The 21080-nt window shown below is 60.1% G+C and carries 18 protein-coding genes; 12 read left to right on the top strand and 6 right to left on the bottom strand.

Annotation, left to right across the window (positions count from 1 at the left end; translation table 11 throughout):
• The first annotated feature begins 38 nt into the window (after nucleotides 1-38).
• The 4 genes from kdpB to FG381_RS04055 all read left to right on the top strand — a co-directional run bounded on the left by kdpB (nucleotide 39) and on the right by FG381_RS04055 (nucleotide 6528).
• Complete coding sequence (gene kdpB, locus FG381_RS04070) at nucleotides 39-2144, top strand: potassium-transporting ATPase subunit KdpB (protein ID WP_139687661.1); 2106 nt, start codon at nucleotides 39-41, stop codon at nucleotides 2142-2144.
• A gap of 15 nt (nucleotides 2145-2159) precedes the next feature.
• Nucleotides 2160-2822, top strand: a complete 663-nt coding sequence (gene kdpC, locus FG381_RS04065; protein WP_139687660.1) for a potassium-transporting ATPase subunit KdpC — start codon at nucleotides 2160-2162, stop codon at nucleotides 2820-2822.
• A 180-nt stretch (nucleotides 2823-3002) separates the two neighbouring features.
• The gene (locus tag FG381_RS04060) at nucleotides 3003-5819 is read left to right on the top strand and encodes a sensor histidine kinase (RefSeq protein ID WP_139687659.1); all 2817 of its coding nucleotides are present in this window, start codon (nucleotides 3003-3005) and stop codon (nucleotides 5817-5819) included.
• A gap of 7 nt (nucleotides 5820-5826) precedes the next feature.
• The gene (locus FG381_RS04055) at nucleotides 5827-6528 is read left to right on the top strand and encodes a response regulator (protein WP_139687658.1); all 702 of its coding nucleotides are present in this window, start codon (nucleotides 5827-5829) and stop codon (nucleotides 6526-6528) included.
• 8 nt (nucleotides 6529-6536) lie between these two features.
• On the opposite strand, the gene FG381_RS04050 is transcribed toward FG381_RS04055, so the two are convergent.
• Nucleotides 6537-7676: an ATP-binding protein gene (locus FG381_RS04050; protein ID WP_139687657.1), complete on the bottom strand. Its 1140-nt coding sequence runs from the start codon at nucleotides 7674-7676 to the stop codon at nucleotides 6537-6539.
• 263 nt (nucleotides 7677-7939) lie between these two features.
• Nucleotides 7940-9424, bottom strand: a complete 1485-nt coding sequence (locus FG381_RS04045) for an FAD-dependent oxidoreductase (protein ID WP_139687656.1) — start codon at nucleotides 9422-9424, stop codon at nucleotides 7940-7942.
• Between the two features lie 216 nt (nucleotides 9425-9640).
• Between FG381_RS04045 and FG381_RS04040 the strand changes: the two genes are divergently transcribed.
• Entirely contained in the window at nucleotides 9641-11254 is a 1614-nt protein-coding gene (locus FG381_RS04040; protein ID WP_139687655.1) for a carboxylesterase/lipase family protein, read from the top strand.
• A gap of 13 nt (nucleotides 11255-11267) precedes the next feature.
• On the opposite strand, the gene FG381_RS04035 is transcribed toward FG381_RS04040, so the two are convergent.
• Nucleotides 11268-11912 (bottom strand): response regulator transcription factor, encoded by a 645-nt coding sequence (locus tag FG381_RS04035; RefSeq protein WP_139687654.1) that lies wholly within the window; start codon nucleotides 11910-11912, stop codon nucleotides 11268-11270.
• A 17-nt stretch (nucleotides 11913-11929) separates the two neighbouring features.
• On the bottom strand, nucleotides 11930-13813 hold the full coding sequence (locus FG381_RS04030; protein WP_139687653.1) for a sensor histidine kinase: 1884 nt from the start codon (nucleotides 13811-13813) through the stop codon (nucleotides 11930-11932).
• A gap of 203 nt (nucleotides 13814-14016) precedes the next feature.
• On the opposite strand from FG381_RS04030, the gene FG381_RS04025 reads away from it, so the two are divergent.
• The 4 genes from FG381_RS04025 to FG381_RS04010 are packed head-to-tail and all read left to right on the top strand — an operon-like array spanning nucleotide 14017 to nucleotide 15897.
• A complete protein-coding gene (locus tag FG381_RS04025; protein ID WP_139687652.1) occupies nucleotides 14017-14502 on the top strand; it encodes a hypothetical protein in 486 nt (161 codons plus the stop codon).
• A 14-nt stretch (nucleotides 14503-14516) separates the two neighbouring features.
• Nucleotides 14517-15071, top strand: a complete 555-nt coding sequence (locus FG381_RS04020; protein WP_174857854.1) for a hypothetical protein — start codon at nucleotides 14517-14519, stop codon at nucleotides 15069-15071.
• Nucleotides 15068-15583: a hypothetical protein gene (locus tag FG381_RS04015; RefSeq protein WP_139687651.1), complete on the top strand. Its 516-nt coding sequence runs from the start codon at nucleotides 15068-15070 to the stop codon at nucleotides 15581-15583. Before FG381_RS04020 ends, FG381_RS04015 begins: the two co-directional genes overlap by 4 nt.
• Entirely contained in the window at nucleotides 15583-15897 is a 315-nt protein-coding gene (locus tag FG381_RS04010) for a hypothetical protein (protein WP_139687650.1), read from the top strand. The genes FG381_RS04015 and FG381_RS04010 overlap by 1 nt, the downstream gene beginning before the upstream one ends.
• 65 nt (nucleotides 15898-15962) lie before the next feature.
• Here FG381_RS04010 and FG381_RS04005 read toward each other — a convergent pair whose 3' ends face one another.
• Nucleotides 15963-16907: a DMT family transporter gene (locus FG381_RS04005; RefSeq protein WP_139687649.1), complete on the bottom strand. Its 945-nt coding sequence runs from the start codon at nucleotides 16905-16907 to the stop codon at nucleotides 15963-15965.
• A gap of 221 nt (nucleotides 16908-17128) precedes the next feature.
• On the opposite strand from FG381_RS04005, the gene FG381_RS12560 reads away from it, so the two are divergent.
• Nucleotides 17129-17290: a hypothetical protein gene (locus FG381_RS12560; protein ID WP_165697826.1), complete on the top strand. Its 162-nt coding sequence runs from the start codon at nucleotides 17129-17131 to the stop codon at nucleotides 17288-17290.
• 104 nt (nucleotides 17291-17394) lie between these two features.
• On the top strand, nucleotides 17395-17952 hold the full coding sequence (locus FG381_RS04000) for a DNA-deoxyinosine glycosylase (protein WP_139687648.1): 558 nt from the start codon (nucleotides 17395-17397) through the stop codon (nucleotides 17950-17952).
• 274 nt (nucleotides 17953-18226) lie between these two features.
• Here the strand turns inward: FG381_RS04000 and FG381_RS03995 are convergent, their stop codons facing one another.
• Entirely contained in the window at nucleotides 18227-20044 is a 1818-nt protein-coding gene (locus tag FG381_RS03995; RefSeq protein WP_226960261.1) for an FAD-dependent oxidoreductase, read from the bottom strand.
• A gap of 430 nt (nucleotides 20045-20474) precedes the next feature.
• On the opposite strand from FG381_RS03995, the gene FG381_RS03985 reads away from it, so the two are divergent.
• Nucleotides 20475-20996 (top strand): hypothetical protein, encoded by a 522-nt coding sequence (locus FG381_RS03985; protein ID WP_139687646.1) that lies wholly within the window; start codon nucleotides 20475-20477, stop codon nucleotides 20994-20996.
• Nucleotides 20997-21080: the final 84 nt, after the last annotated feature.

Raw genomic sequence — 21080 nt, 5'->3', positions numbered from 1 at the left:
GGACTTCTGGGGCGGCGGAGATTAAGAGACACACATACATGTCGAAGAAAGAAATTTTTAAGTTGTTTGAGCCCGAGCTTGTGCGAGAGGCTGTGGTGGAGAGCTTTAAGAAGCTCACTCCCCGCACGCAGATCGCCAATCCCGTGATGTTCCTCTGCTGGCTGGGCGCCATTCTGACGACGGGCATTTTCGTCGCGTCCGTCATGGGCTTTTCCAATGAGCCGGCAGCTTTTGCAGGCTGGACTGCGGTCTGGCTCTGGTTTACGGTTTTGTTCGCCAACTTCGCCGAAGCCCTTGCTGAAGGCCGCGCCCGCGCGCAGGCCGCAGCCCTGAAGGGCCTCTCGAAGAGCACGATCGCGCATAAGGCGGTCAATGCCGCCGAGGCGCTTGCTCACGTTCGGGAGCTCCGTCCCGACATCGCAACCGAAGACGTTGAAAGCACGACATTGCGCAAGGGCGACGTTGTGGTCGTTCGTGCGGGCGACGTGATCCCGGGCGACGGCGAAGTCGTCGCCGGCATTGCGAGCGTCGATGAATCCGCGGTGACGGGCGAATCCGCTCCGGTGATCCGCGAATCGGGCGGCGACTTTTCGTCCGTCACGGGCGGCACCACGGTGCTCTCCGACTGGATCATCGTCAAAATTGAATGCGATCCGGGCGAATCCTTCATCGAAAAGATGATTCAGATGGTCGAAGGCGCCGAGAGACGCCGCACGCCGAATGAAAAGGCGCTCGCGATTCTCCTCACGGCTCTGACGATCATCTTCCTCCTTGTGACGGCAACGCTCCTTCCCTTCTCGGTGCTCGCGAAGGAAATCGGCGACCAGGGGACGATCATCGGCTACACGGTGCTTGCAGGCCTTCTCGTCTGCCTCATTCCGACCACGATCGGCGGTCTCCTTTCAGCGATCGGCGTCGCGGGCATGAGCCGTCTGATGGCGGCAAACGTCATTGCACGCTCGGGCCGCGCGGTTGAAGCCGCGGGCGACGTCGACGTGCTCCTTCTCGACAAGACCGGCACGATCACGTTCGGCAACCGCTCGGCCGACGCCTTCAAGGCGGCGCCGGGGGTCGACAAAAATGAACTCATTGAATGCGCGCTTCTTTCTTCCTTCTCTGACGATACGCCGGAGGGGAAGTCGATTGTGAAGCTCGCGCAGAAGCTCCTTGAGAAAGATGCTGAGGGCGTCACGCTCCCCGCCGGGGCGGCTGCCATTCCCTTTACCGCGCAGACCCGCATGTCGGGCGTCAACCTCCCTGACGGCCGTGAAATCAGGAAGGGCTCGCCCGATGCCATCGCGCACTATGCTGAAGCCCGCGGATTCAAGGTGGCTCAGGAACTTCGCCGCGAGGTCGATGCCGTCGCAGCCCGCGGTTCCACGCCGCTCCTCGTTTCCGAGAACGGGCGTCCGCTCGGCGTCATTGAATTGAAGGACATCGTGAAGCCCGGCATCAAGGAGCAGTTTGCAGCGCTCCGCCGCATGGGCATCAAGACCGTCATGATCACGGGCGACAACCGGCTCACCGCTGCCGCGATCGCTTCAGAAGCGGGCGTCGACGACTTCATTGCCGAAGCGACGCCGGAGTCGAAGCTCGCCGCCATCAGGCGCTTCCAGAAGGAAGGGCACCTCGTTGCCATGACGGGCGACGGCACGAACGATGCGCCGGCGCTTGCGCAGGCCGACGTTGCCGTGGCGATGAATTCGGGCACGAATGCCGCGAAGGAAGCCGCCAACATGGTCGACCTCGACTCGAGTCCGACGAAGCTGATGGATGTCGTGAAGATCGGCAAGCAGATGCTGATGACCCGCGGGTCTCTCACCACCTTCTCGCTTGCAAACGACATAGCCAAATACTTTGCCATTCTACCTGCGGCTTTTGCGGGGGTTTATCCGGGGCTTGCAGTGCTCAACATCATGGGGCTTACGAGCCCGGTGTCGGCGCTCCTTTCCGCGGTCATCTTTAATGCCCTCATCATCGTGTGCCTGATTCCGCTCGCGCTTAAGGGCGTTCGCTACCGCGCCGAATCCGCGTCGATGCTTCTGAAGCGCAACCTCCTCATCTATGGCCTCGGCGGCGTCATCGTTCCCTTTGTGGGGATCAAGGCGATCGACATGATCCTGACGGCTTTGGGCCTCGTTTAAAGGAAAGTTTTTTTTATGACTGAAAGAGATGAAATGACCTCTGCGCCCCAAAAGGAGCGCGAAAAGCTTGGGATTCTGAGGACGTTTCTGAGAAGCGCCCTCATGGTGGTCTTCTTTACCGTTGTCCTCGGCCTCATCTACCCGGCGCTCGTCAATGTGGTCGGCAGCACGCTTTTTCCGGATCAGGCGGCGGGGAGCCTCGTTCGCAATGACAAGGGTGAAGTCGTGGGCTCGAAGCTTCTGGGCGAGGATTGGACGGATACGGGGCTCTTTGAAGGGCGTCCTTCCGCCACGGGCGAAAAGCCTTACAACCCGATGGCCACTTCCGGCTCAAACTATGCTCAGAGCAATCCTGATCTTGAGAAGGCCGTGAAGGAGCGTGCCGAACGCTGGCAGAAGATGACCGGGTCGGATAAGCCCGTTCCGATGGAGCTTCTCACCGCGTCGGCTTCGGGTCTTGACCCACAGATTTCGCTCGCCGGGGCGCTCTACGAAGTGCCCTGGGTCGCGAAGTCGACCGGGCTTTCCGCGGCCGAGCTCGAAGCGCTGGTGAGGAGCGTTGCGAAGAAGGATCTTCTCGCTTTCGGCGGGGACCCGCTCGTCAATGTGCTTGAGCTCAACCTCAAGGTGCTTGAGATCACGAAGAAAATTCCCCATCAGAAGCCGCAGGAGAAGTAATTTTCCTCTTCCGCTTCTGATGAGAAAAATACTTTCGCCAGGGGTCGAGCCATGCCGCAATGTCTCGCCCCTGGCGTTTACGTCCGGCTCTTGTCCACGGGTAGACTTCTCGTGACGAGAAGAGAGGCGCAAAAACAACCTCCGGACTTCAATAGAAACTGATAAGAGCGAGGCGACTGAATGGCGCGTGATGGAGACGGTCCGAATCCGGACGCAGTATTGGAGGAGGCGCAGCGCAGGAGGCGGGGAAAGCTCCGGCTCTTTCTCGGCATGGCTCCGGGCGTGGGCAAGACCTATGCCATGCTTACCGAGGCGCACCAGAGGCGAAAGAGCGGAAAGGATTGTCTGATCGGGTGGGTGGATACCCATTCCCGCCCCGACACGATGCGGCTTTTGAAAGGGCTCGAGATCCTGCCGAGAAAGCGCATGCGGCGCGGGGCCGTCTGGACCGAGGAGCTCGATGTCGACGAGATTCTTCGCCGGCGGCCGTCCGTCGTTGTGGTCGACGAAATGCCCCACACGAATCCCCCGGGATCGCGCCATGCCCGCCGCTGGCAGGATATCGAGGAAATTCTCGACATGGGGATCGATGTCTGGTCGGCCCTCAACATTCAGCATCTTGAGAGTCTGAACGGCGTGGTCGCCCGCGTGACGGGCGTTGAGGTTTCAGAAACCGTCCCCGACCGCGTCTTCGATGAGGCGGACGAAGTGCGCCTCATCGACCTGCCGCCCGACGACCTCATCGCGAGGCTCAACGCCGGAAAGATTTATCTGCCGCAGGTGATCGAACGCGCACGCGCCAACTATTTCCGCCGAAGCAATCTGATTGCCCTGAGAGAGCTCGCGCTCCGCTTCATGGCAAGCCGCATGGAAAGCCAGATTCGCTCGGAACGCCTTCTCTCCACGCGGCAGGCGGTGGAAGACACTTCCTACGGCGCGCTCCTGGTGATGGAGTATCCGTCGCTTGACGCCGTGCGCGAGATGTCGCGTCTCGCCCGCGCGCTTTCCTCCCCCTGGCACGTGGTCTGGATGGAGTCGGCGCTTTCCATCCCGTCCGACAGCCCGAGAGTGACCGAAGTCCTCAAATTCGCGGAGTCGCTCGGCGCCGAGACGGACAAGCTCGCCGGCGACTATGCGGCCGAGATCGGGCGTTATGCGCGCGAACATAATCTCTCCCTCGTCGCAGTGCTGACGGCCTCCACCTGGCAGACCAATGCCCGTGCGAGAGCGTTGAAGAAGGGCTCGCCCGAACTCAATCTCATTTTTCTTGCCGCTCAGGGAAGCGTCAGAGGGTCTCTTGCGCAGCGCATGCTTGCGATGGTGAGCGACTTCAATCTCTCCACTTCCGGCTGGTGGCAGGCGGCGGCCTCGGTGGGCGTGCTCTGTCTCTTCCTCTTTCCCTTCCGAACGGCGATGGAGCCCACCAACCACGCGATGATTTATCTTCTCGCGGTGCTTTTCTGCGGCGTACGCTACGGGAGCGGTCCGGCGGCGCTCGCTGCAATGCTGGCGGTGGTGGCGTTCGACTTTACGGTCGTGGAGCCCTGGCTCTCCTTTTCCGTCGCAAACGCCCAGTATTTCATCACGTTCCTCGTGATGCTCCTCGTGGGGCTTGTGGCGGGGCAGCTCGTTGCCCGTCGGCAGAAGCTCGCGCAGGCGGCCAATAAGCGCGAGCACCAGACGCGGCAGCTTTATGAAGCCTCGCGCGCATTCTCCCGGGCACTTTCGGTCGAGGAGACCCTCAAGGTCCTTTCCGGCACGCTCAATGCTCAGGCCTCAGCCGAGAGCGAATTCTGGCTCCCGGACTGGCCCGATGAAGAGGAGGATGATCAGCCGAAGAAGAAGGATGCCGAACATGTCGAATTCGACCGTGCGGAAGCCGTGCTGAAGGGCGCCGATCCGGCGCTGATCCGCTGGTGCTTCGACCACCGGCAGTCGGCCGGGCGCGGGACGCATACGCTTGCCTCCTCAAGCTACTGGTACGTTCCGATGGAGGCGGGCGGCGACATTCTGGCTGTTGTCGTCATTAATTTCCGCGTGCCTCAGGCGGCGGAAGATCCGGTGACGCGAAATCTCGTTGAGGCGCTGATTGCCCTCGGCTCCCAGACCCTGCAGCGCATTGATGCCGCGCAGGATGCCAAGCAGGCGCTGATTGTGATGGAGGGGGAACGGCTTCGCCATACGCTCATTCAGTCGCTCTCGCATGATCTGCGCACGCCGGTGACGATGCTCAGAATGTCTGCCGAGGGGCTTCTCACGCGCCTGAAGCGCGGCGACTTTCCTGCCGCCCGAGCCGACGCGGAAAAGCTTCTCGAATCGACCGAACGCATGGAGCGGCTCGTCATCAATCTGCTTGAAATGGCGCGCCTGCAGACGGGCGGCATCAAGCTTTCCAAGTCCTGGATTCCCGCGGACGAGCTCTTCGGGATGTCGATTGCTGAAATGGGAGAGCGGCTCAAGGACTATCGCGTCGACATCAAGATTGCCGACGACTGCCCGCTCCTCTACGGCGACGAAGTGCTGCTGCTTCGCGTCATGACGAACCTCCTTGACAATGCCGCCAAATACTGTCCGAAGGGCTCGGTGATTACGATGGCGGCGAAGCGCCGCGGCGACAGAGTGGCGGTAAGCGTTTCCGACAACGGTCCGGGACTCCCGGCCGGCAATCCCCAGCGGCTCTTCGACCCCTTCAGAAGAGGCCGGCGCGAAAATGCCGTTTCGGGCGTCGGTCTGGGGCTCGCCATCTGTCGTACGATTGCGCGTGCGCATGATTCTGAAATCATCGCGAGCGACTCGCCCGCTGGAGGCGCCGCCTTTACGCTCATGCTTCCTCAGGTTCCGGTGCCCGAGATGGATGACGAAGAGAAGGTGCTCGCGCAGAACGCCGGCGAGGAGGAATCGCTCCCGCAGGCCGCTCCCGGGACGGAAAAGGCGCCCCCATCGGATTCCGAATCAGATTCCGCGAATTCCCGGAACTCAACTCTTCCAAAGGCTTGAATTGACGATGAGTGCAGAAATTTCATCTCCGCGCGTTTTAATCATTGAGGATGAATCGACGATTGCCCGATTCATTGCGGCTGCGCTTCAGGATGAAGGCTTCACCACCTTCATCGAGGGCACGATGAAGGGCGGACTTGCCGCGGCCTTTACCCGGCAGCCCGACATCCTCATCGTTGATCTCGGTCTCCCGGACGGGGACGGCCTTGACCTGATCGGCGCCGTCCGCGCGAAGACCGCGCTCCCGATGATCGTTCTTTCCGCAAGAACCGATGAGAAGCAGAAGATTCAGGCGCTCGACCTCGGGGCGGACGACTATCTTGTGAAGCCCTTCGGCATGGGAGAGCTTACGGCCCGCGTTCGTGCGCAGCTTCGCCGTCAGGCGCTCGTTCAACCCGGGAATCCGAGCACGGTTGTTGATATCGGCGACGTGAAGGTCGATCTTGCGGCGCGCGTCGTGACGCGCTCGGGCGAGGAAGTGCACTTGACGAAGCTCGAGTACCGGCTTCTCCAGACCCTTATCGAATCTCGCGGCAAGGTGCTCACGCAGCGCCAGCTCCTCTCGCGCGTCTGGGGCCCCGCTTATGTGGATCGGCCGCACTATCTGCGAATCTACATGGGAAGGCTCCGAAGCAAGCTCGAAGCCGATCCCGCGAGGCCGAAGTGGCTTCTCACGGAAGCGGGCGTCGGCTGCCGGCTGGCGCTTTGAGGACGATTTCAATCAAAAAGTTCATCCACGTTGCCGGGCGTGGCGATGGTGACCGGCGTATCCGGGTACGCTCGCTCAAATGCGCGAATGGAAGTCGTTTTGGTCTTGGGGCTGCTTTTGCACTCGAACGCGGCAACTTTTCCGTTCTGCACTTCCAGAAAATCCACTTCGTGCTGAGCGCGCGTGCGCCAGAAGAAAATTTCCGTTCCGTCGCGTCGGACGGCATGAAGCTTGAGGCGCTCCGTGAAGAATAAATTTTCCCAGAGCGCGCCGGAATCCGTGCGCGCGGGCAGAGGCGAGAAATTCCGGATAAGTGCGTTGCGGATGCCGTTGTCGTAGAAGTAGATCTTTTTGCCGAGCTTGATTTCCGACTGAGGATTTCGGGAGAGAGAGGGGACGACCCGAAGAATGCAGCAGGCCTCGAGGAGATCAATGTAGCGTTCAATGGTTTTGTTTTGAATTCCAAGTTCGCTCGCCATCGTTCCATACTTAACTTCCGAGCCGATGTTGTACGCCAGATACTTCACGAGCTTCGTAAGTTCAGTCGGTCGCCGCATTTCGGCAAGTTTGAAGATGTCCTTGTAGAGCACGGCGTCAGAGATGTCGAGAAGATATTCCTCGGCATGTCGCGGATCATTCACGACGGCGGGCATGGATCCGTAGATGAGGCGTTCATTCATGCTGCGCTTCACTTCGATCCAGGACGTGCGGCGTGCGAGCTCCCTGAGCGAGAAAGGCCACAGCTCGTAGCTGTTGAATCGGCCGGCAGCCGATTCCTTGAGGCCGCCGGCAAGATCGAGCGAGCTTGAACCGGTAACGAATATTCTGCTTCCCGACCGATTGTTGTCTACGATGCGCTTGATGACGCGGCCGATGCCGGGAATGAACTGAGCCTCATCGATGATAAGGTACGGATACTCCTCTGTGAGCTTCAAATAGGACTTGGGATCTGAAAGTATGGCGAGATCGTCCTCGTCTTCTCCGGTGAGGATGATGTGGCGTCGGCCTTCAACCAGCTTTTGAAGCATCGTGCTTTTGCCGACCTGTCTGGGTCCGATGATGACTTCGGCTCTGCCGGCAGGACCCGGAGCGCTGAGCGGCGCCTCGAGTTCGCGCGGGATATACGGCCAATCGAACAATGCGGGCATGGGATTCACCTGAAAAGTCTTCTTTTTTGGGATTGTAATCCCAAAATGTCTAACTTTTTTGGGATCATAATCCCAAATAGTAGAAGTTTTGCGCTAGGAACGGATTCTCTCCCGGGAAAATGAGAAGAGCGCTTCGCCGGTTTGATGCGGCAAGCGCTCTTTTTCTCTCCGTAGAAAATCCCGGAGAACCAATGAGACTTCAGGCCGCGGACAAGGGCATTTTGTGCCGGCATCCGCGGCCCGAAGGGGAGAGACGGTTGATATCAGGCGATTCTCTCGCGTGCGGCGTTTTCGCCGGCGATCTGGCCGAAGACGAAGCAGTCGAGAACGGCGTTGCCGCCCACGCGGTTCGTGCCGTGGATGCCGCCCGTGATTTCGCCTGCTGCGTAGAGGCGCGGAATGGCGTTCCCCTGCCAGTCGAGAACCTGAGCCTTCGTGTTCGTGTTGAGGCCGCCCATGGTGTGGTGCACGGTCATGCCGGTGTAGCACGCCCAGAAGGGACCCTTGTCGATGCGCTTCGTGAGGTTGACGGCGGTCTTGCCGAAGTCGGGATCAACGCCGTTCTTCACGAATTCATTGTTGTAGCGGTTGATCGTCTTTTCGAGCCCGGCCGGATCGACGCCCATCTTTTCGGCGAGTTCGCGGATCGTCGGAGCCGTCCAGGCTTCGTTGATCTTGATGCCTTCATGAATGGCCTTGCGGTTGACTTCGTCGTAGCTCATGAAGTTTTCGTTGTCGCAGACCGTATAGGCATAGCGTTCCGGCGTGCCGAGGACGGCGTCGCGGATCACGTCGCGGCGGGCGCCTTCATTCACGATGCGGTTGCCGCGCTTGTCGACGTAGATGGAGCCGTTCACATTGAAGTTGAGAAGGAGCTTCATCTTCTTGCCGGCGGGAGCGCCCGGGGTGGACTGGATGAAGTCCATGCCGACCAAATACCCGCCCACGCGGACGGCAGCCATGGCGACTTCGCCCGTCGAGCCCGGGAGGTTGTCGGTGCCGAGGCCCTTCACGCGCGGATCATGGAGTTCGCGCAGGTACTTGTTGCCGGAGAACCCGCCCGCGGCGAGGACGACCGCACGGGAGGCGCGGACGTAGACGGGCTTGCCCTTGCGGATGATCTTCACGCCGAGAACGGGGCCTTCGAAGGCCTTTTCGCGGATAACTTCCGTCATTGCAACGCCCGTCTCGACCTTGATGCCGAGGTCCTTCGCGGCCTTCGAGAGAACGGTGCCGTAGCCCTGCCCCTTCGGGAGCGCGGGGATGTGGGAGCGCGGATAAAGGGCGCCGAAGATCTGAATGACGTTGTCCTTGAACTTCATCCCGAGGCTTTCGAGCCAGGTGACGGCGCCGTAGGCGTTTTCGCAAAGGACGCGCACGCGTTCAGGGTCGCCGCGGAAGTCGCCCGCAGCGAGCGTCTGCTTCATGTGGTTTTCGGGAGAATCCTTGATGCCCTGGCGCGGCTGGCGCACCGGGTCGGCGGCATTCATGAAGCCCTGGGCGATCAGGGTGTTGCCGCCCGTGAAGGCGAGCTTTTCAAAAACGACGATGTCCTTCGCGCCCGTCTGCGCGGCCTTGACGGCAGCGGCCATGCCGGCGCCGCCCGAGCCGATCACGACGACTTCGTGGGTCTCATCCCACTTGACGCCGTCGGACGATTCCGCACGGGCAAAACCCGCAGCGGCGGCGAGCGCCGTACCGGCACCTGCCATGCGAAGAATGCTCCTGCGATTGAAATTCGTGGTCATCTTTCTTCTCCTTCTTTTGGTCTAGTTTTCAGGATTTTTTTCTGATGGATTGAATGATGCTTCCCCAACATGCGCGCGCATGTTTATCGATCTCAAAATTCCTTCATTCTGAGGCGCATGGATTCGCCGCTCTTCGTAGGATGGATCCACCGAAAAAAAAGCTTCCGTACCGCCTGACCCAGGGAAAGAAGCCGATACGCCGAAAGGAGGAGAACGATGCAAAGAAGAAATTTGATTCAAAGCGCCGCGCTGAGCGCCGCTGCCGTCTCGATGGGCGGGCTCGCCGGTTGCGCAGCGAGGATTGAAGAAGGTGCGCCCGCAGAACTCCCGGAAGGTGCTTCGATGTCAAGCCTCGCCGCAGCTCCCGCCGGAACTTTCCGCGGCTACATCCCGCAGGAGTCGCCAGCCGTCCGGGTCTACCGCGGCATTCCCTTCATCAAAAATCCCTATGAACCCGTGCGCCGGTTCCTGAAGCCCGAGCCTATGGAAAAGCTTCCCGGCATCACGGACTGCTTTCGCCCGGGCTCCATTCCGCTGCAGCCGGGTACTCCAGGCAAAGGCCCGAAGATGATCGGAGGCGACGGCCCCCTTACGCTCAACATCTGGGCGCCGAAGGACGGAGAAAACCATCCCGTAATGGTCTGGGTGCCCGGAGGCGGGTCGATCCGCTGCAATCCCAACGATCCGCGCTTTGACGGGACGGCCTTTGCGGAAGACGGCGTCGTGCTCGTGACGATTGCCTACCGCGTCAACGTGGACGGCTTCCTCAAACTCGAGGGCGGCGACTCGAACCTCGGGAACCGCGACATCATCGCGGGACTCGAATGGGTGAAGAAGAACATCAGCGCTTTCGGCGGCGACCCCGCGAGAATCATCGCTTTCGGGCAGTCTGCGGGCGGCACGCACCTCGTGGACGTCATTGCGTCGCCCCTCGCGAAGGGCCTTCTCGCGGGCGCCATCATTCAGAGCCCCTCCGCGATTGCGCAGTGGACGAACGACCGTCAGGCCGACCGCGCGGCGAAGCTCGTCGCGGATGCCGTCGGTGCAGAACCCACGCGCGAGTCGATGATGAAGGTTCCGTTCGAAGACCTCGCCGCCTTCGGGCCCCTTGCCGGAAAGCTTGCGGTCGACCGCGAATGGGCGCAGATGACGGACGGGAACACCTCGCTCTTCAAGGGCTGGATTGACGGCGACCAGATGCCGATGCGCCCGATTGAGGCGCTCCGGCGCGGGGCCGCAGAGGGACTGCACGTCATCGCGGGCTCGATGGCTTCCGAATGGCGCTACTACATTGTCCCGAACGGGCAGATTTCAAAAGTAGACGAAAAGGCGGTCGAAAGGCTTCTCGAAGGGGCCAATCTCCCGAAGGAGCTGAGCCGCCTCTATAAAGATGCCGGAAGGGGCGAAAAGCCCGGCGACCGCTTCGCACAAATCCAAAGCGACCTCATCTTCCGCATGCCTGCGCTCCGACTCACCGAAGCCCTGGCTGCGGGCGGCGCCGTCGTGTGGACCTACAGCTTTGACTGGAAGAGCCCTGTCAAGGGAAAGACGGGCGAGCCGATCGGTGCGGCGCACTCGAACGACGTGCCCTTTGTCTTTAAGACCCTTCACGCGCCGCGCTCGGTTCAGTCGCTGGGCAGCAATCCCCCGGAGGCGCTCTCCGACTTCATCCACGGCGCGTGGGTAAAGTTCGCAAAGACCGGGAATCCGGGCTGGACGCGCTTCGACTTCCATGAGCGAAGGGTCATGCGTTTTGCCGAAGCATCCAGGGAGGCGTCGGATCCGTGGGCTTTCGAGAGAAGCGTCATGCCGCTCCCGCCAGTCCGTTGAACCGGAAAACCCGTCAGGCCTCAAGGATCGCGCGAATGTCGCCTCGCAGGTCCTTGAGTTGCCGGAAGCTGTGAATGCCGAATTTCCGGTAGATCGTCACGCGGTGTCCCTGAACCGTTCTGAGGCTGATCTGAAGCCGCTCGGCAATCTTTCTCACGTGCTCCTCGTCGAGTAGATGGAGGAGCACTTCCTTTTGCCGGTCGGTGAGCTCCGAAAGCGCCTTCCGGATTTCATCGGTCCCGAGCGCGTGCGACGCCTCGAGCACGCTTTCCCTCGCGGCTGCGGTGAGGGACGAGAGGAGCCGGTCGGGATCCACGGGCTTCTGCAGAAAATCCTTCGCTCCGCGCCGCATGGCGTCGACGGCCGCGTCGACGCTCGCGTGTCCGGTAATGAAGATGATGGGAAGCGAGTAGCCTCGTTCCATCATTTCAATCTGCAGGTCGAGCCCGTTCATGCCGCCCATTTCGATGTCAAGGAGCAGGACTCCCGGCATCGAAGGCTGGTCGTCCACGAGAAATGCTTCCGCACCCGGATAGGCATGCGTCCGCCAGCCTTCAATCTCGAGCATGAGAGAGAGCGTTTCGCGGATTTCCGCGTCGTCGTCGACAATGCGGATCAGGGACTCTTTCTGGAGGTCTTCGATGTTTTCGGGGAGCATCGCGTTTTAAAGCCTCGTTAAGAATGGGTTGAAGGAGAAGGGGCGGAAGAGGAGCCCGCCTCGGGACCGTTCACGGGGAGCTTTACGCGCATGACGATGAAGCTCGCGCCTTCAGGTTCATCGTCAGAAGCTTCAGTCTTTAAGCTCTCCCACGAGAAGACGCCGCCGTGCGCATGCACGATCGACTGTACGATCAGAAGTCCGAGCCCGAGGCCGTCGGTTTGTGGCTCTTCCGGACTTTCCTTCCCGGTAGCAGCTTTCAGGCAGGATTCTGCCTTGCGGATGAGGACGCGGTCGGCGAAGGGCGACCCTTTAATGCTTTTCCCAAGATTTCTGACCTCAATCTGCGCATAGTCGCCGTCGGCTTTCAGAGCAACTGAGACCTGGTGGTCGAGCGCCGCGGAAGCGGCGTTTTTGAGGAGATTCAGAATGAGAATGGAGAGTTCGAGCGCATCGCCCCGGACGGCGACGCCGGGAGCCGCTTCAAGCAGAAGTTCGGTCCCCGGATTGAGGCGCTTTACGGAATCAGCAACATCGTTGAGAAGTCCTGAGAGGTCGACATCCGCATTGCGGCGGACCGGTGATTTGGCGTAGCGCCTCACGCGCGAAAGAATTGCCTGAGCGAGCGCGAGATCCTCCGTGATCTTTTCAGAGCACCGCCGGATGAGGTCGCGGTTGAGCGTTTCCTTCGCTGAGAGGGTCCGGAGCGTTTTGGCAAGGTATCCAATACTTGTGAGGGGCTGCGCCATCTCGTGCGCGTAGATGCAGGAGAGTTCATTGACGACGCCGAGCTGCAGAAGCTTCTCGGATTGCTCAGCAGCGCCGAGCGCCTTCCTGTGGAGAAGCGCTTCGCGCCCGAGCGCCGCCTGAAGCTCTTCGGTGCGCTTTTTGACTAGCCTTTCGACGCTCAACCAGTGGAGGATCCAGAAAAAGAGAGCCGTCAGCGCGAGCGCAAACCAGGGCCAGTAATGAATGAAGAACCCCGTGAGCGTCCATTGGTCGAGATAAGCGTATGGGCCTGTTTTCAGGAGCCGGAAAACGTCGTTTACGGACTTGAAGTCTGTGGCAACGGACCACCGGTAGCCGCCCTCATCCGAAGGCGGCTGGGTGAGGAGCGCACGGGCAATGGCTTCGGCCGACGCGGGCTTCAGCGACGTCGTGGCGGCAACCGTCCAGCCCGGATAGAGCGGCGTCGAAACCGCACAGCTGATCGGGGCATCCTTCACGGGTTCAACCACCCTGAGGCGGCCCCGAAGTTCCGGCATCCTCTTCAGAAGGCTTTCGAGAATGCAGGCGCGCACGAGTCCGACGTCGGCTTCGCCCGAGGCCACGCGCCGAAGCACTTCAGGGAGTTTGTTGCCGGTGAAGTCGATGCGCGAAAAGAATCGGCCGGGATCGTAGCCGCGGCGGGCGATTTCGGCCATGCCGATCTGGTAGGCCATGAAGTTCTGCGGGTTGGGCGCAGCGGCGACTCTTCCCTGAAGATCGTCGAGCGTGAGGATTTCAGGTTCTTCGGCGCGGACGATGAAGCTTCCGCCTACGCAGCGGTTGGGATCGGGAAAGTCGTTTGAAACGAGCGTCGCGAGGTCCTTGACGCCCTGGTGCCAAAGCTCGACAAAGAATCCGGAACTCGAGAGGAAGGCGTCGACGCGCCCCTCCTTCACGGCAGCCTGAAGGCCGAGAATGTCGTAGACCTCAACAGAGAAGTCGATTCCTGGGCAGGCTTCCCGGAGATAGTCGACCGTCCTCACCTGCACGTTGTCGCGCCGGTCGCCGTACGTTGCTTCCTGCTCAATGTTGAGAAGGCCGAAATGGACGCTTTCCCGCGGTTCGGCATGCGCAATGCCGGCAAGCGCAATGACCGCTGCCGTGAAGATGAGGTGAGGGAGGCGATGACGCATCGGGCATTAGGGAGAGCGGGCGGGAGAACTCTATTAAGAATAGCCGACTTGAGGCATCGGGAGGCCGGTTTCGGCTGAGGACGGGCCTTTTCGCTCTGACCACGGATTTGCTGGGGGCTTCCCTACCTATAATGCGTGAAAGATCCCGCAGGCGCTAGGCTGCCGCGGGTCATGACCCTCTTTCTCTACCGGTACGATTCCCGATGACCGAACAACTTTCAGAGGGCGCGCTGCAGGTGCGCCCGAGCCTTTCCGATTCAACGGCAGCCGCTGAACTCTTCAGCTGCGCCGCCTCCGACTTTCTTCATGCGATCTATTTCTCCCGGTCCGCAGATACGGAAGAACGCGTGGCGCAGATCGTTTTCGGACTTGCCGCGCTCTTTGAGGAACAGAGCGGAATCGTGGAGCTTCCTGCCGGATTTACGATTGCGGGCGCCGCGAAGCGCCTGAAGCCCTTTCTCGCGAAGCGCCTCAACGCCATGGAGCCCGAGGATCGGGCAATATTCGAGGATGACGCCGCAGTTGTGACGCTTGCCGTCAACGCCTTCTTCGAGGAGCTTCTCGTCAGGGCCGATGCCTGGCTGGAACTGAGGGGCGGCGCGATGAATGAGGAGGCGCTTCATGAATTTCTCGCTTCCTCCGTCATCCACGACTGGATGCTCGGCTGGGCAAAACGGATACTCGGCTAAAGGAAAAAATAGTTATGTCAGGAAATGCCAATGCGGTGGCGGCTCAGGCCCGTTCGCAGCTCAAAGGGGAAAAGGCCGCCATCGGCGCGGAGGAATTCAGAACGTTTCTTGCGGGCATCGTGACGGGCGTTCTTGAGCACGTTCTCGATGTGAGAAGCGGGAAGCTGAAGCCCGAGGAGGCGTCGGAACTGGACGACGCGACCGTGCGCACGCTCGCGCAGATCCTGATGGATGAGCACGAAAAAATTCGTCTCGATCTCAAGGGCTGCGGACCGAAGCCCGGACCTGAGCTCGTCGATGAAATCAAGAGAAACCTCCCCGCGCTTTTCCGCGACCTTCCGGAAGGAACCGATGCAGGGAACCCCCGCGCGCTCATGGTGCATGCAGCGAGAGTATTCCTCAGGGAAATCTATTCCATGATCAGAAGCGCCGCCAAAGAAGGCGACGACCTTTCGGTCGAGTCGCTCAAGATCCGCATCGACCGCGTGGCGGCCGTCTGGGCGGAAAGGTTCCTGGGCGACTCGCTCGGCGAAGCCCCCTCAAAGACGGACGAAGGAGAAGCGCGATGAAGTGCGGTACCTGCCGCCCGGGACGAGGCTGCTGCAGCGATTTTTCCTCCCGCTCGGAGCAGCTTCCGAGCCTCGGAGCGATCGACATCGTCGACGGCATCTTCCGTCAGGCGCTGAGAAATCTCGCGAAGCGCCTCGCCGCCGTGCGCGCGGGCGAAATGTCGGGCGACGAATTGAATGCCGCGAATGAAAAGCTCGTTCTCTGGCTCGGGGCCGTCTTTTCCGGAAGAAGCCGTCATTTCGACATCGTCGACCCCTGGCATCCGGAAGGACTTGCCGAGGAACTCATGCGCATCTTCGGCCGGCAGATTTCCGTTCTTCCCACGATGACGGACGAAGAGGTGATCGCCGAGGCCGGGAGGCTTTTCGTGCGCGAGGGCGAAGACATTCTCACTGCGGCGCTTGAAGCCGGGTACCCCGCATCGAGCGCAGCGGAAATTGAGCCCGCAGTGATTCTTGCCGCGCGCTGGGCCAACCTTTTTGCGGGCGCACTCGTCGAAGAGGAGGCCTGATGGCAGGAGAGCTCAGAAACGAAGCGCAGGCTCAGATTGAAGCGCGCTTGAAGGAAGAGGCGCTCGCGCGCATTTTCCGCGGACTCTCGCCCGAAGCCATGAGGACGCTCCGGGCGGTGGCGGAGATGAGAAACCGCTCGCCCCAGGACGTGCTTCGCGATGAGCTCGAGGGCTACATCCTCGACAAGCTCCCGATCGTCGACGTGGAAGGCATCATTGCTTCCATGGGAAGAAGCTTCTACCAGCTCGGGTTCGCATTAGGCACGGCAAAACGTTTCATCCACAACTGGAACCGCTCCACGGGCGGGGAATGAAAAAAGACCTCAATGGCGCAATACTCATTGAGGCCTATATTCTTTTAGGGCGTTCGGGAGATCGATCACAGCTTCATTTCGCGCGGGCGCTCCGCTTCTGATGCTCCTGTAGCCGTGCGGTCGCTCTCGAGACGTGCAACTTTTTTCTGAAGCCTCACGACGGACATCGTCTGAAGGAGCACCGAGAGCCCGATGCAGAAGAGCCCGAAATAGAAGGAGGGACCGAGGTCTCTCCCTTCCTGGAAGATGATCATCGCGAGGATGATCGAATAGACGGGCTCAAGGTTGTAGGTCAGATTCACCGTGAAGGCGGAAATCTTTTCGAGCGCCTGAATCTGCAGCAGATACATTCCGAGCGTGCAGAAGGAGGCGAAGATCGAGAGGTAGAGCCAGTCGATCCCGGAGGGAAGGAAATTCTCCGCGGGACCGAAATGGCGGTAGAAGGGCATGAGAATGAGGCAGGCGGCAAAGCCCCCGGCGAGCTGCCAGCTCATGACGGTGTCTGCACGGTACTTCGCCTTGTACTTTCTGAAGAAGACGGCAAGCGCTGCGGCGGCCGCGGCCGAAATGATGCCGAGGATAATGCCGAGCCGGTACTGGGTGTCGAAGTGGAAGATGAAGGAGATGCCGACGAGCGTCACGACCGAGAAGGCGATTTCCTTCAAGGATATTCTCGAGCGCGTGAGAATGGGCTCAATGATGGCGGTGAAGAACCCGATCGACGCAAAGGCGACGATCGCGATCGAGACGTTCGAAGCCTTGATCGATGCGTAGAAAAGCGTCCACTGCAGCATGAGAAGCGCCCCCACGAGCGCAATGCCGATGCGGTCCTTCGTCGGGACGAATTCCATTTTCTTCCGGAAGGCGAGCCAGCCCCAGAGGAGCGCGCCCGCAATCACAATGCGCCAGAAGACGATGAGGCCGGGCGAAAGCGAAATGAGCTTCCCGAAAATGCCTGTCCAGCCGGCAAGGAGGACGGAGAGATGGAGTTCAAGGAACGCTTTTTTCATGGGAAAACAGTTGAAAAAAGAGTGGGCGGAAAGAGAGAATCTGCCATGATATCGCCCTGTCTTTGCGCTTATGGTGCGTTTTTCGCACATGGTTATCCAGGATCGTGGAAAAGTTTTGTCACGTCTCGTTAATTTGTGTTAAAACATAGATAGAAAGAGATGAAAGTTGATTCCGTATTTCATCCGGATTGCCCGGTACTCATAGCGAGGGGGATTTCATCATGACAACGAACGCGTCGAACACAGGCGGCCATGGGCCGAGACCGTGGGGAACCCTCATTCTCTTCGTGCTGTTCCTGATTCTGCTGGCCGTAGTTCTGATGGGCATGGGCTGGTGCATCGGCGGCGTCTGCGAGGTGGGCACCAACATGCTCCTTCCCTGAAGCATCAGCAGCTGCGGTCCGGAGATTTAAATTCCTTCAACAATCCGTCCCGGGAGTCGGAGAGACTTGCCGGGATTCGTTTTTGCGTTTGAGAGGCTTTCAAGATGGCGCCTTCCCTCAGGGAGTCTGACCCGGAAGAGGACGTGAGGCTTCACGGATTTCCTCCGGCAGCCGAAGCGGATGCGCAAATCCTCATCCTCGGCAGCATGCCGAGCGAAGCGTCGCTTAAAGCAGGCGCCTACTATGCGCACCCGAGAAACCGCTTCTGGCCCGTAATGGGCGCGCTCCTGGGATTTGATCCAGAGACTTTGTATGAAAAACGGATTGAGGCGCTGAAGAAAAATCGCATTGCCCTCTGGGACACCATCGGAAGCTGCGAGCGTACCGGAAGCCTCGATTCAGCCATTCTGAGACCCGAAGTCAATCCGATCGGCGCATTTCTTGCCGCCCATTCCGGCATCAGACTCGTCTGCCTCAACGGCAGTCTGAGCGAAAAGATGTGGAGGACTTTCGCTCTGCCTCAGATCGATGAGGCGCAGAGCACGTCGATCAGGGCGCTCAAAATGCCTTCAACAAGTCCTGCCAATGCACGCTGGCGACTTGAGGATCTCGTCCGCATCTGGGGCGAGGCCATTCTCCCTGAGTTGTCCTCAGATCCTTGAGGTCTGGGAAGATTATGCACAGGGTTGATCTGTATTGCCTAAAAAATAGGCAATCAATGTTTCGCTGAGGCACAAGGAAAGAAGAACTTATCCACAGTTTTCTCCACCCAGAATGTGAAGAAAATTGAGGACAACTTTCAGTGAATAACTTTGTGCATAAGTCGCCGTCAGGCTGTGGAAAAAAGCTTCTGACGAGCTCGCAGAAACGAAAACGGGCGCGAGATCGAATCCCGCACCCGTCTGAGAAAGCTTCCGCCAGCTTCAAGCCGGAGGATTATTTCTTCAGCGCTTCCTTGGCCGCTGCAGCGCCGGCCTCGCGGCCGGATTCATAGGCAATGAGAAGGCCGGTGCCCGGTTCATAGACGCGGTTGTAGAAGGCGCGGTTGGCCATTTCGCCCGTGGCCCAGAGGCCCTTGACCGGAGTTTTCTTCGCATTCAGCACGCGCCACGAACGGTCGGTGAGAACGCCGCCCATGGTGCCGCCGATCACGGGCTTCACCTTGACTGCGTAGAAGGGGGCCTTCGTGAGCGGGGCAAAGTTCTCGGGATCGCGACCCATGACGCTGTCTTTGCCGAGCTTCGCGTCGGCGTTGTACTTGTCCATCGTCGCGCGGAGCTTGTCCTGAGGCGCTCCGATGCGGCGGGCGAGTTCTTCCCAGTTGTTGGCGTTCACGACCGTTTCATAGCCGAAGTAGGCCATGAGGCGATTGGCCTTGTCGTGCTCCGTGCTGTCGAGAACGAGCCAGGCGTCGCGCTGTTCGGACACGGCGTCAGCCAGAACCGGCAGGTCTTCCTTCACAAAGCGTTCGCCCTTTTCGTTGATGAGCGTAATGCCCTTCCAGCCGCGGGGGCCGAGCATGGCAGGCGTCATCGGGGCATAGGCAGGCGCAATGCCGACGCCGATCAGCCAGCTGTCGTTGACTTCGCGGGCGCCAACGGATTCAGCGAGGGCCAGACCGTCGCCGGTATCCGTCTTCGCGGCTTTGGAAATTTCCGTGAAGGCGGCCCAGCGGGGCTGGCGCTGCGTGATCTTCAGAAGGTCTGCACCGAAGCCGCCCGTTGCGAGAACGACGGCGCGGGCGTGGAATTCAAAGCGGTTCTTGCCGTCGGCGGCGGAAACGCCGGCGATGGAGCCGTCCTTATCCGTGATGAGCTTCCATGCGGAGGTGGAGGTGAGCACCTTGCCGCCCTTCTTTTCGACGTAGCTGAGAAGGGCTTCCGCCTGCGCGGCACCTGCGGGCTTGCCTGCTTCGGAGACTGCCGGCATGAGCGCATAGGCGCCGATGCCGTCCGCGGCGACCGGGTTGGCGGAGAACTTGAGGCCGACGTTTTTCGTGAGCCACGCGACCGTGTCGGCGCTCTGCTTCACGAGCGCTTCAACACGAGCCTTGTCCGGATAGCCCGGAACGCCGCCTCTCACAGAGCGCTTCTGATCCTCAAGCCAGAGCTTCGCGAGACCGGCAGGATCAGCCGGGGTGCCGGAAGCTTTCTGAATGTCCGTGCCGGCCGCAGCGAGAACGCCGTTCGAAAGCGCGAGGGAGCCGCCAGCCTCAGGCGCCTTTTCAAGCACCACAACCTTTGCGCCCGCTTCAGCGGCGGCCGCTGCCGCAGCAAGACCCGAGGCGCCTGCGCCGATCACGACGACATCGGCCTTGGGAGCGTCGGCGAGCGGAAGCTTCGCCGGATCAATGACGACGGGATCGGGCGTCCATTCGGAGCTGACGCCCCCCGCGGCTTCAACCGCTTCGCCAATGGCGCGCAGGAGCGCGCCCGTCGAGCGGGTGGCGCCCGAGACGGTATCAACGCGCAGCGTCTGGTCCTTGATGACCTTGCTGATCACCTGCTTCATCGGTTCGTCGACGATGTAGGGCGTTTCATCGCTCTTCACAACCTTCACCGCTTCAATGCGATCGGCGGAAAGCTTGACCTCAACCTCCATGAAGCCATTATGGGCAACGACCTTCTGCGTGTATACGCCCGGCTTCATCGGGGTCATTTCAGCCGCGAGCGCGAGATCCGCAAGGGTGAAAGAGGAAAGAACGGCCGAGGCAAGAAGCGTCTGCCGGAGCACTTTGGAGGAAATTGCTTTCAATTCTGGTCTCCGAAAATTTCATGGGATCTGCGGGGCGCGGAGGGTTCTACGCACGCGCGGGGCGCAATGATTTGAGGCTAAAGATTGTCAGATCGCCCTTAAATCCGACTGAAAAACAGGAACGCGCACGCTCGGATGAAAAGGCATTACCGCTTGTTGCCCGCTCGTTTGATCTCCGGGAAGGAATGCTCCCTATAATCATGGACCATCGGCTCCCAGCGAAGCGCCGGCCCGCCTGTGCAAAGGCACTGCTGTTCGCGTTCATTCGGCAATTTCTCCATTTTTCATTGAAGCGGTTTTCGTCGTCCGATCGGTACAGGCGTTTGAGGACGAAGGAGAGCAGGATCAGACTGTCCATCAGTCCTCCTGCCTTTCTTCACGCGTAAGCCACTTTGTGAGAACTCCCGTCATGGGAAGGAGCCATTGCATCATGCAACCCATCGATTACTTCAAGCGTCAGGCGAAGAACCTTCTGCAGGATCTCAAAACCCGAAAGCTGGATACGGAAACAGGGCGTTTTGTTTACGTACCGCGTTTCTTCGACATTGAATCGCTCATCCTCAACCTCCTTATTCGGAGGAGCGAAAGAGAGGAAGCGCCGACCCTGATGCGGGCGCAGCACATCATCGCGAGGATCCTCGACTTTGAGAGCTGGGATGATCTCATTCATGCTCCTGAGGACCAGTTCGAGTTCTGCAAGCTCCTTTTCGAGAACCAGGACAAGATTGACTTCGAGGAATGGGCGAGCCATGAATACCTGGTGAATCTCGACCGCATCATGGCCGGGAAATCATCAGAGAGCCTCAGCTACACCGAACGCAAGGCGCTTCTTCAGAAGTACCTCGATGAGCACGCAGGCCGTTGGGACGGTCATCCCTGCGGGTACTTTCTTCCCGAGGAAGGTTCGGAGCAAGAGCTGAGGAGCGCGGTGCGCAAATCCCGCATCTGCTGATGCAGGGCTGCAGCGTGCCGGGTTCTTCGCCGGGCGGGACCTGTTGGCGCCGAACGAACCGTGCGTCCTGCTGGATGCAGGAAG

It is taken from the genome of Sutterella faecalis (assembly GCF_006337085.1).
GTDB lineage: Bacteria > Pseudomonadota > Gammaproteobacteria > Burkholderiales > Burkholderiaceae_F > Sutterella > Sutterella faecalis.
The sequence above is the reverse complement of the archived record's forward strand: the minus strand, read 5'-3'. Positions and strand labels throughout refer to the sequence as shown.

Excerpts from the sequence above, each read along its gene's own strand:
- kdpB (WP_139687661.1), top strand. The coding sequence starts at position 39 with ATGTCGAAGAAAGAAATTTTTAAGTTGTTTGAGCCCGAGCTTGTGCGA.
- kdpC (WP_139687660.1), top strand. The coding sequence starts at position 2,160 with ATGACTGAAAGAGATGAAATGACCTCTGCGCCCCAAAAGGAGCGCGAA.
- FG381_RS04060 (WP_139687659.1), top strand. The coding sequence starts at position 3,003 with ATGGCGCGTGATGGAGACGGTCCGAATCCGGACGCAGTATTGGAGGAG.
- FG381_RS04055 (WP_139687658.1), top strand. The coding sequence starts at position 5,827 with ATGAGTGCAGAAATTTCATCTCCGCGCGTTTTAATCATTGAGGATGAA.
- FG381_RS04050 (WP_139687657.1), bottom strand. The coding sequence starts at position 7,676 with ATGCCCGCATTGTTCGATTGGCCGTATATCCCGCGCGAACTCGAGGCG.
- FG381_RS04045 (WP_139687656.1), bottom strand. The coding sequence starts at position 9,424 with ATGACCACGAATTTCAATCGCAGGAGCATTCTTCGCATGGCAGGTGCC.
- FG381_RS04040 (WP_139687655.1), top strand. The coding sequence starts at position 9,641 with ATGCAAAGAAGAAATTTGATTCAAAGCGCCGCGCTGAGCGCCGCTGCC.
- FG381_RS04035 (WP_139687654.1), bottom strand. The coding sequence starts at position 11,912 with ATGCTCCCCGAAAACATCGAAGACCTCCAGAAAGAGTCCCTGATCCGC.
- FG381_RS04030 (WP_139687653.1), bottom strand. The coding sequence starts at position 13,813 with ATGCGTCATCGCCTCCCTCACCTCATCTTCACGGCAGCGGTCATTGCG.
- FG381_RS04025 (WP_139687652.1), top strand. The coding sequence starts at position 14,017 with ATGACCGAACAACTTTCAGAGGGCGCGCTGCAGGTGCGCCCGAGCCTT.
- FG381_RS04020 (WP_174857854.1), top strand. The coding sequence starts at position 14,517 with ATGTCAGGAAATGCCAATGCGGTGGCGGCTCAGGCCCGTTCGCAGCTC.
- FG381_RS04015 (WP_139687651.1), top strand. The coding sequence starts at position 15,068 with ATGAAGTGCGGTACCTGCCGCCCGGGACGAGGCTGCTGCAGCGATTTT.
- FG381_RS04010 (WP_139687650.1), top strand. The coding sequence starts at position 15,583 with ATGGCAGGAGAGCTCAGAAACGAAGCGCAGGCTCAGATTGAAGCGCGC.
- FG381_RS04005 (WP_139687649.1), bottom strand. The coding sequence starts at position 16,907 with ATGAAAAAAGCGTTCCTTGAACTCCATCTCTCCGTCCTCCTTGCCGGC.
- FG381_RS12560 (WP_165697826.1), top strand. The coding sequence starts at position 17,129 with ATGACAACGAACGCGTCGAACACAGGCGGCCATGGGCCGAGACCGTGG.
- FG381_RS04000 (WP_139687648.1), top strand. The coding sequence starts at position 17,395 with ATGGCGCCTTCCCTCAGGGAGTCTGACCCGGAAGAGGACGTGAGGCTT.
- FG381_RS03985 (WP_139687646.1), top strand. The coding sequence starts at position 20,475 with ATGCAACCCATCGATTACTTCAAGCGTCAGGCGAAGAACCTTCTGCAG.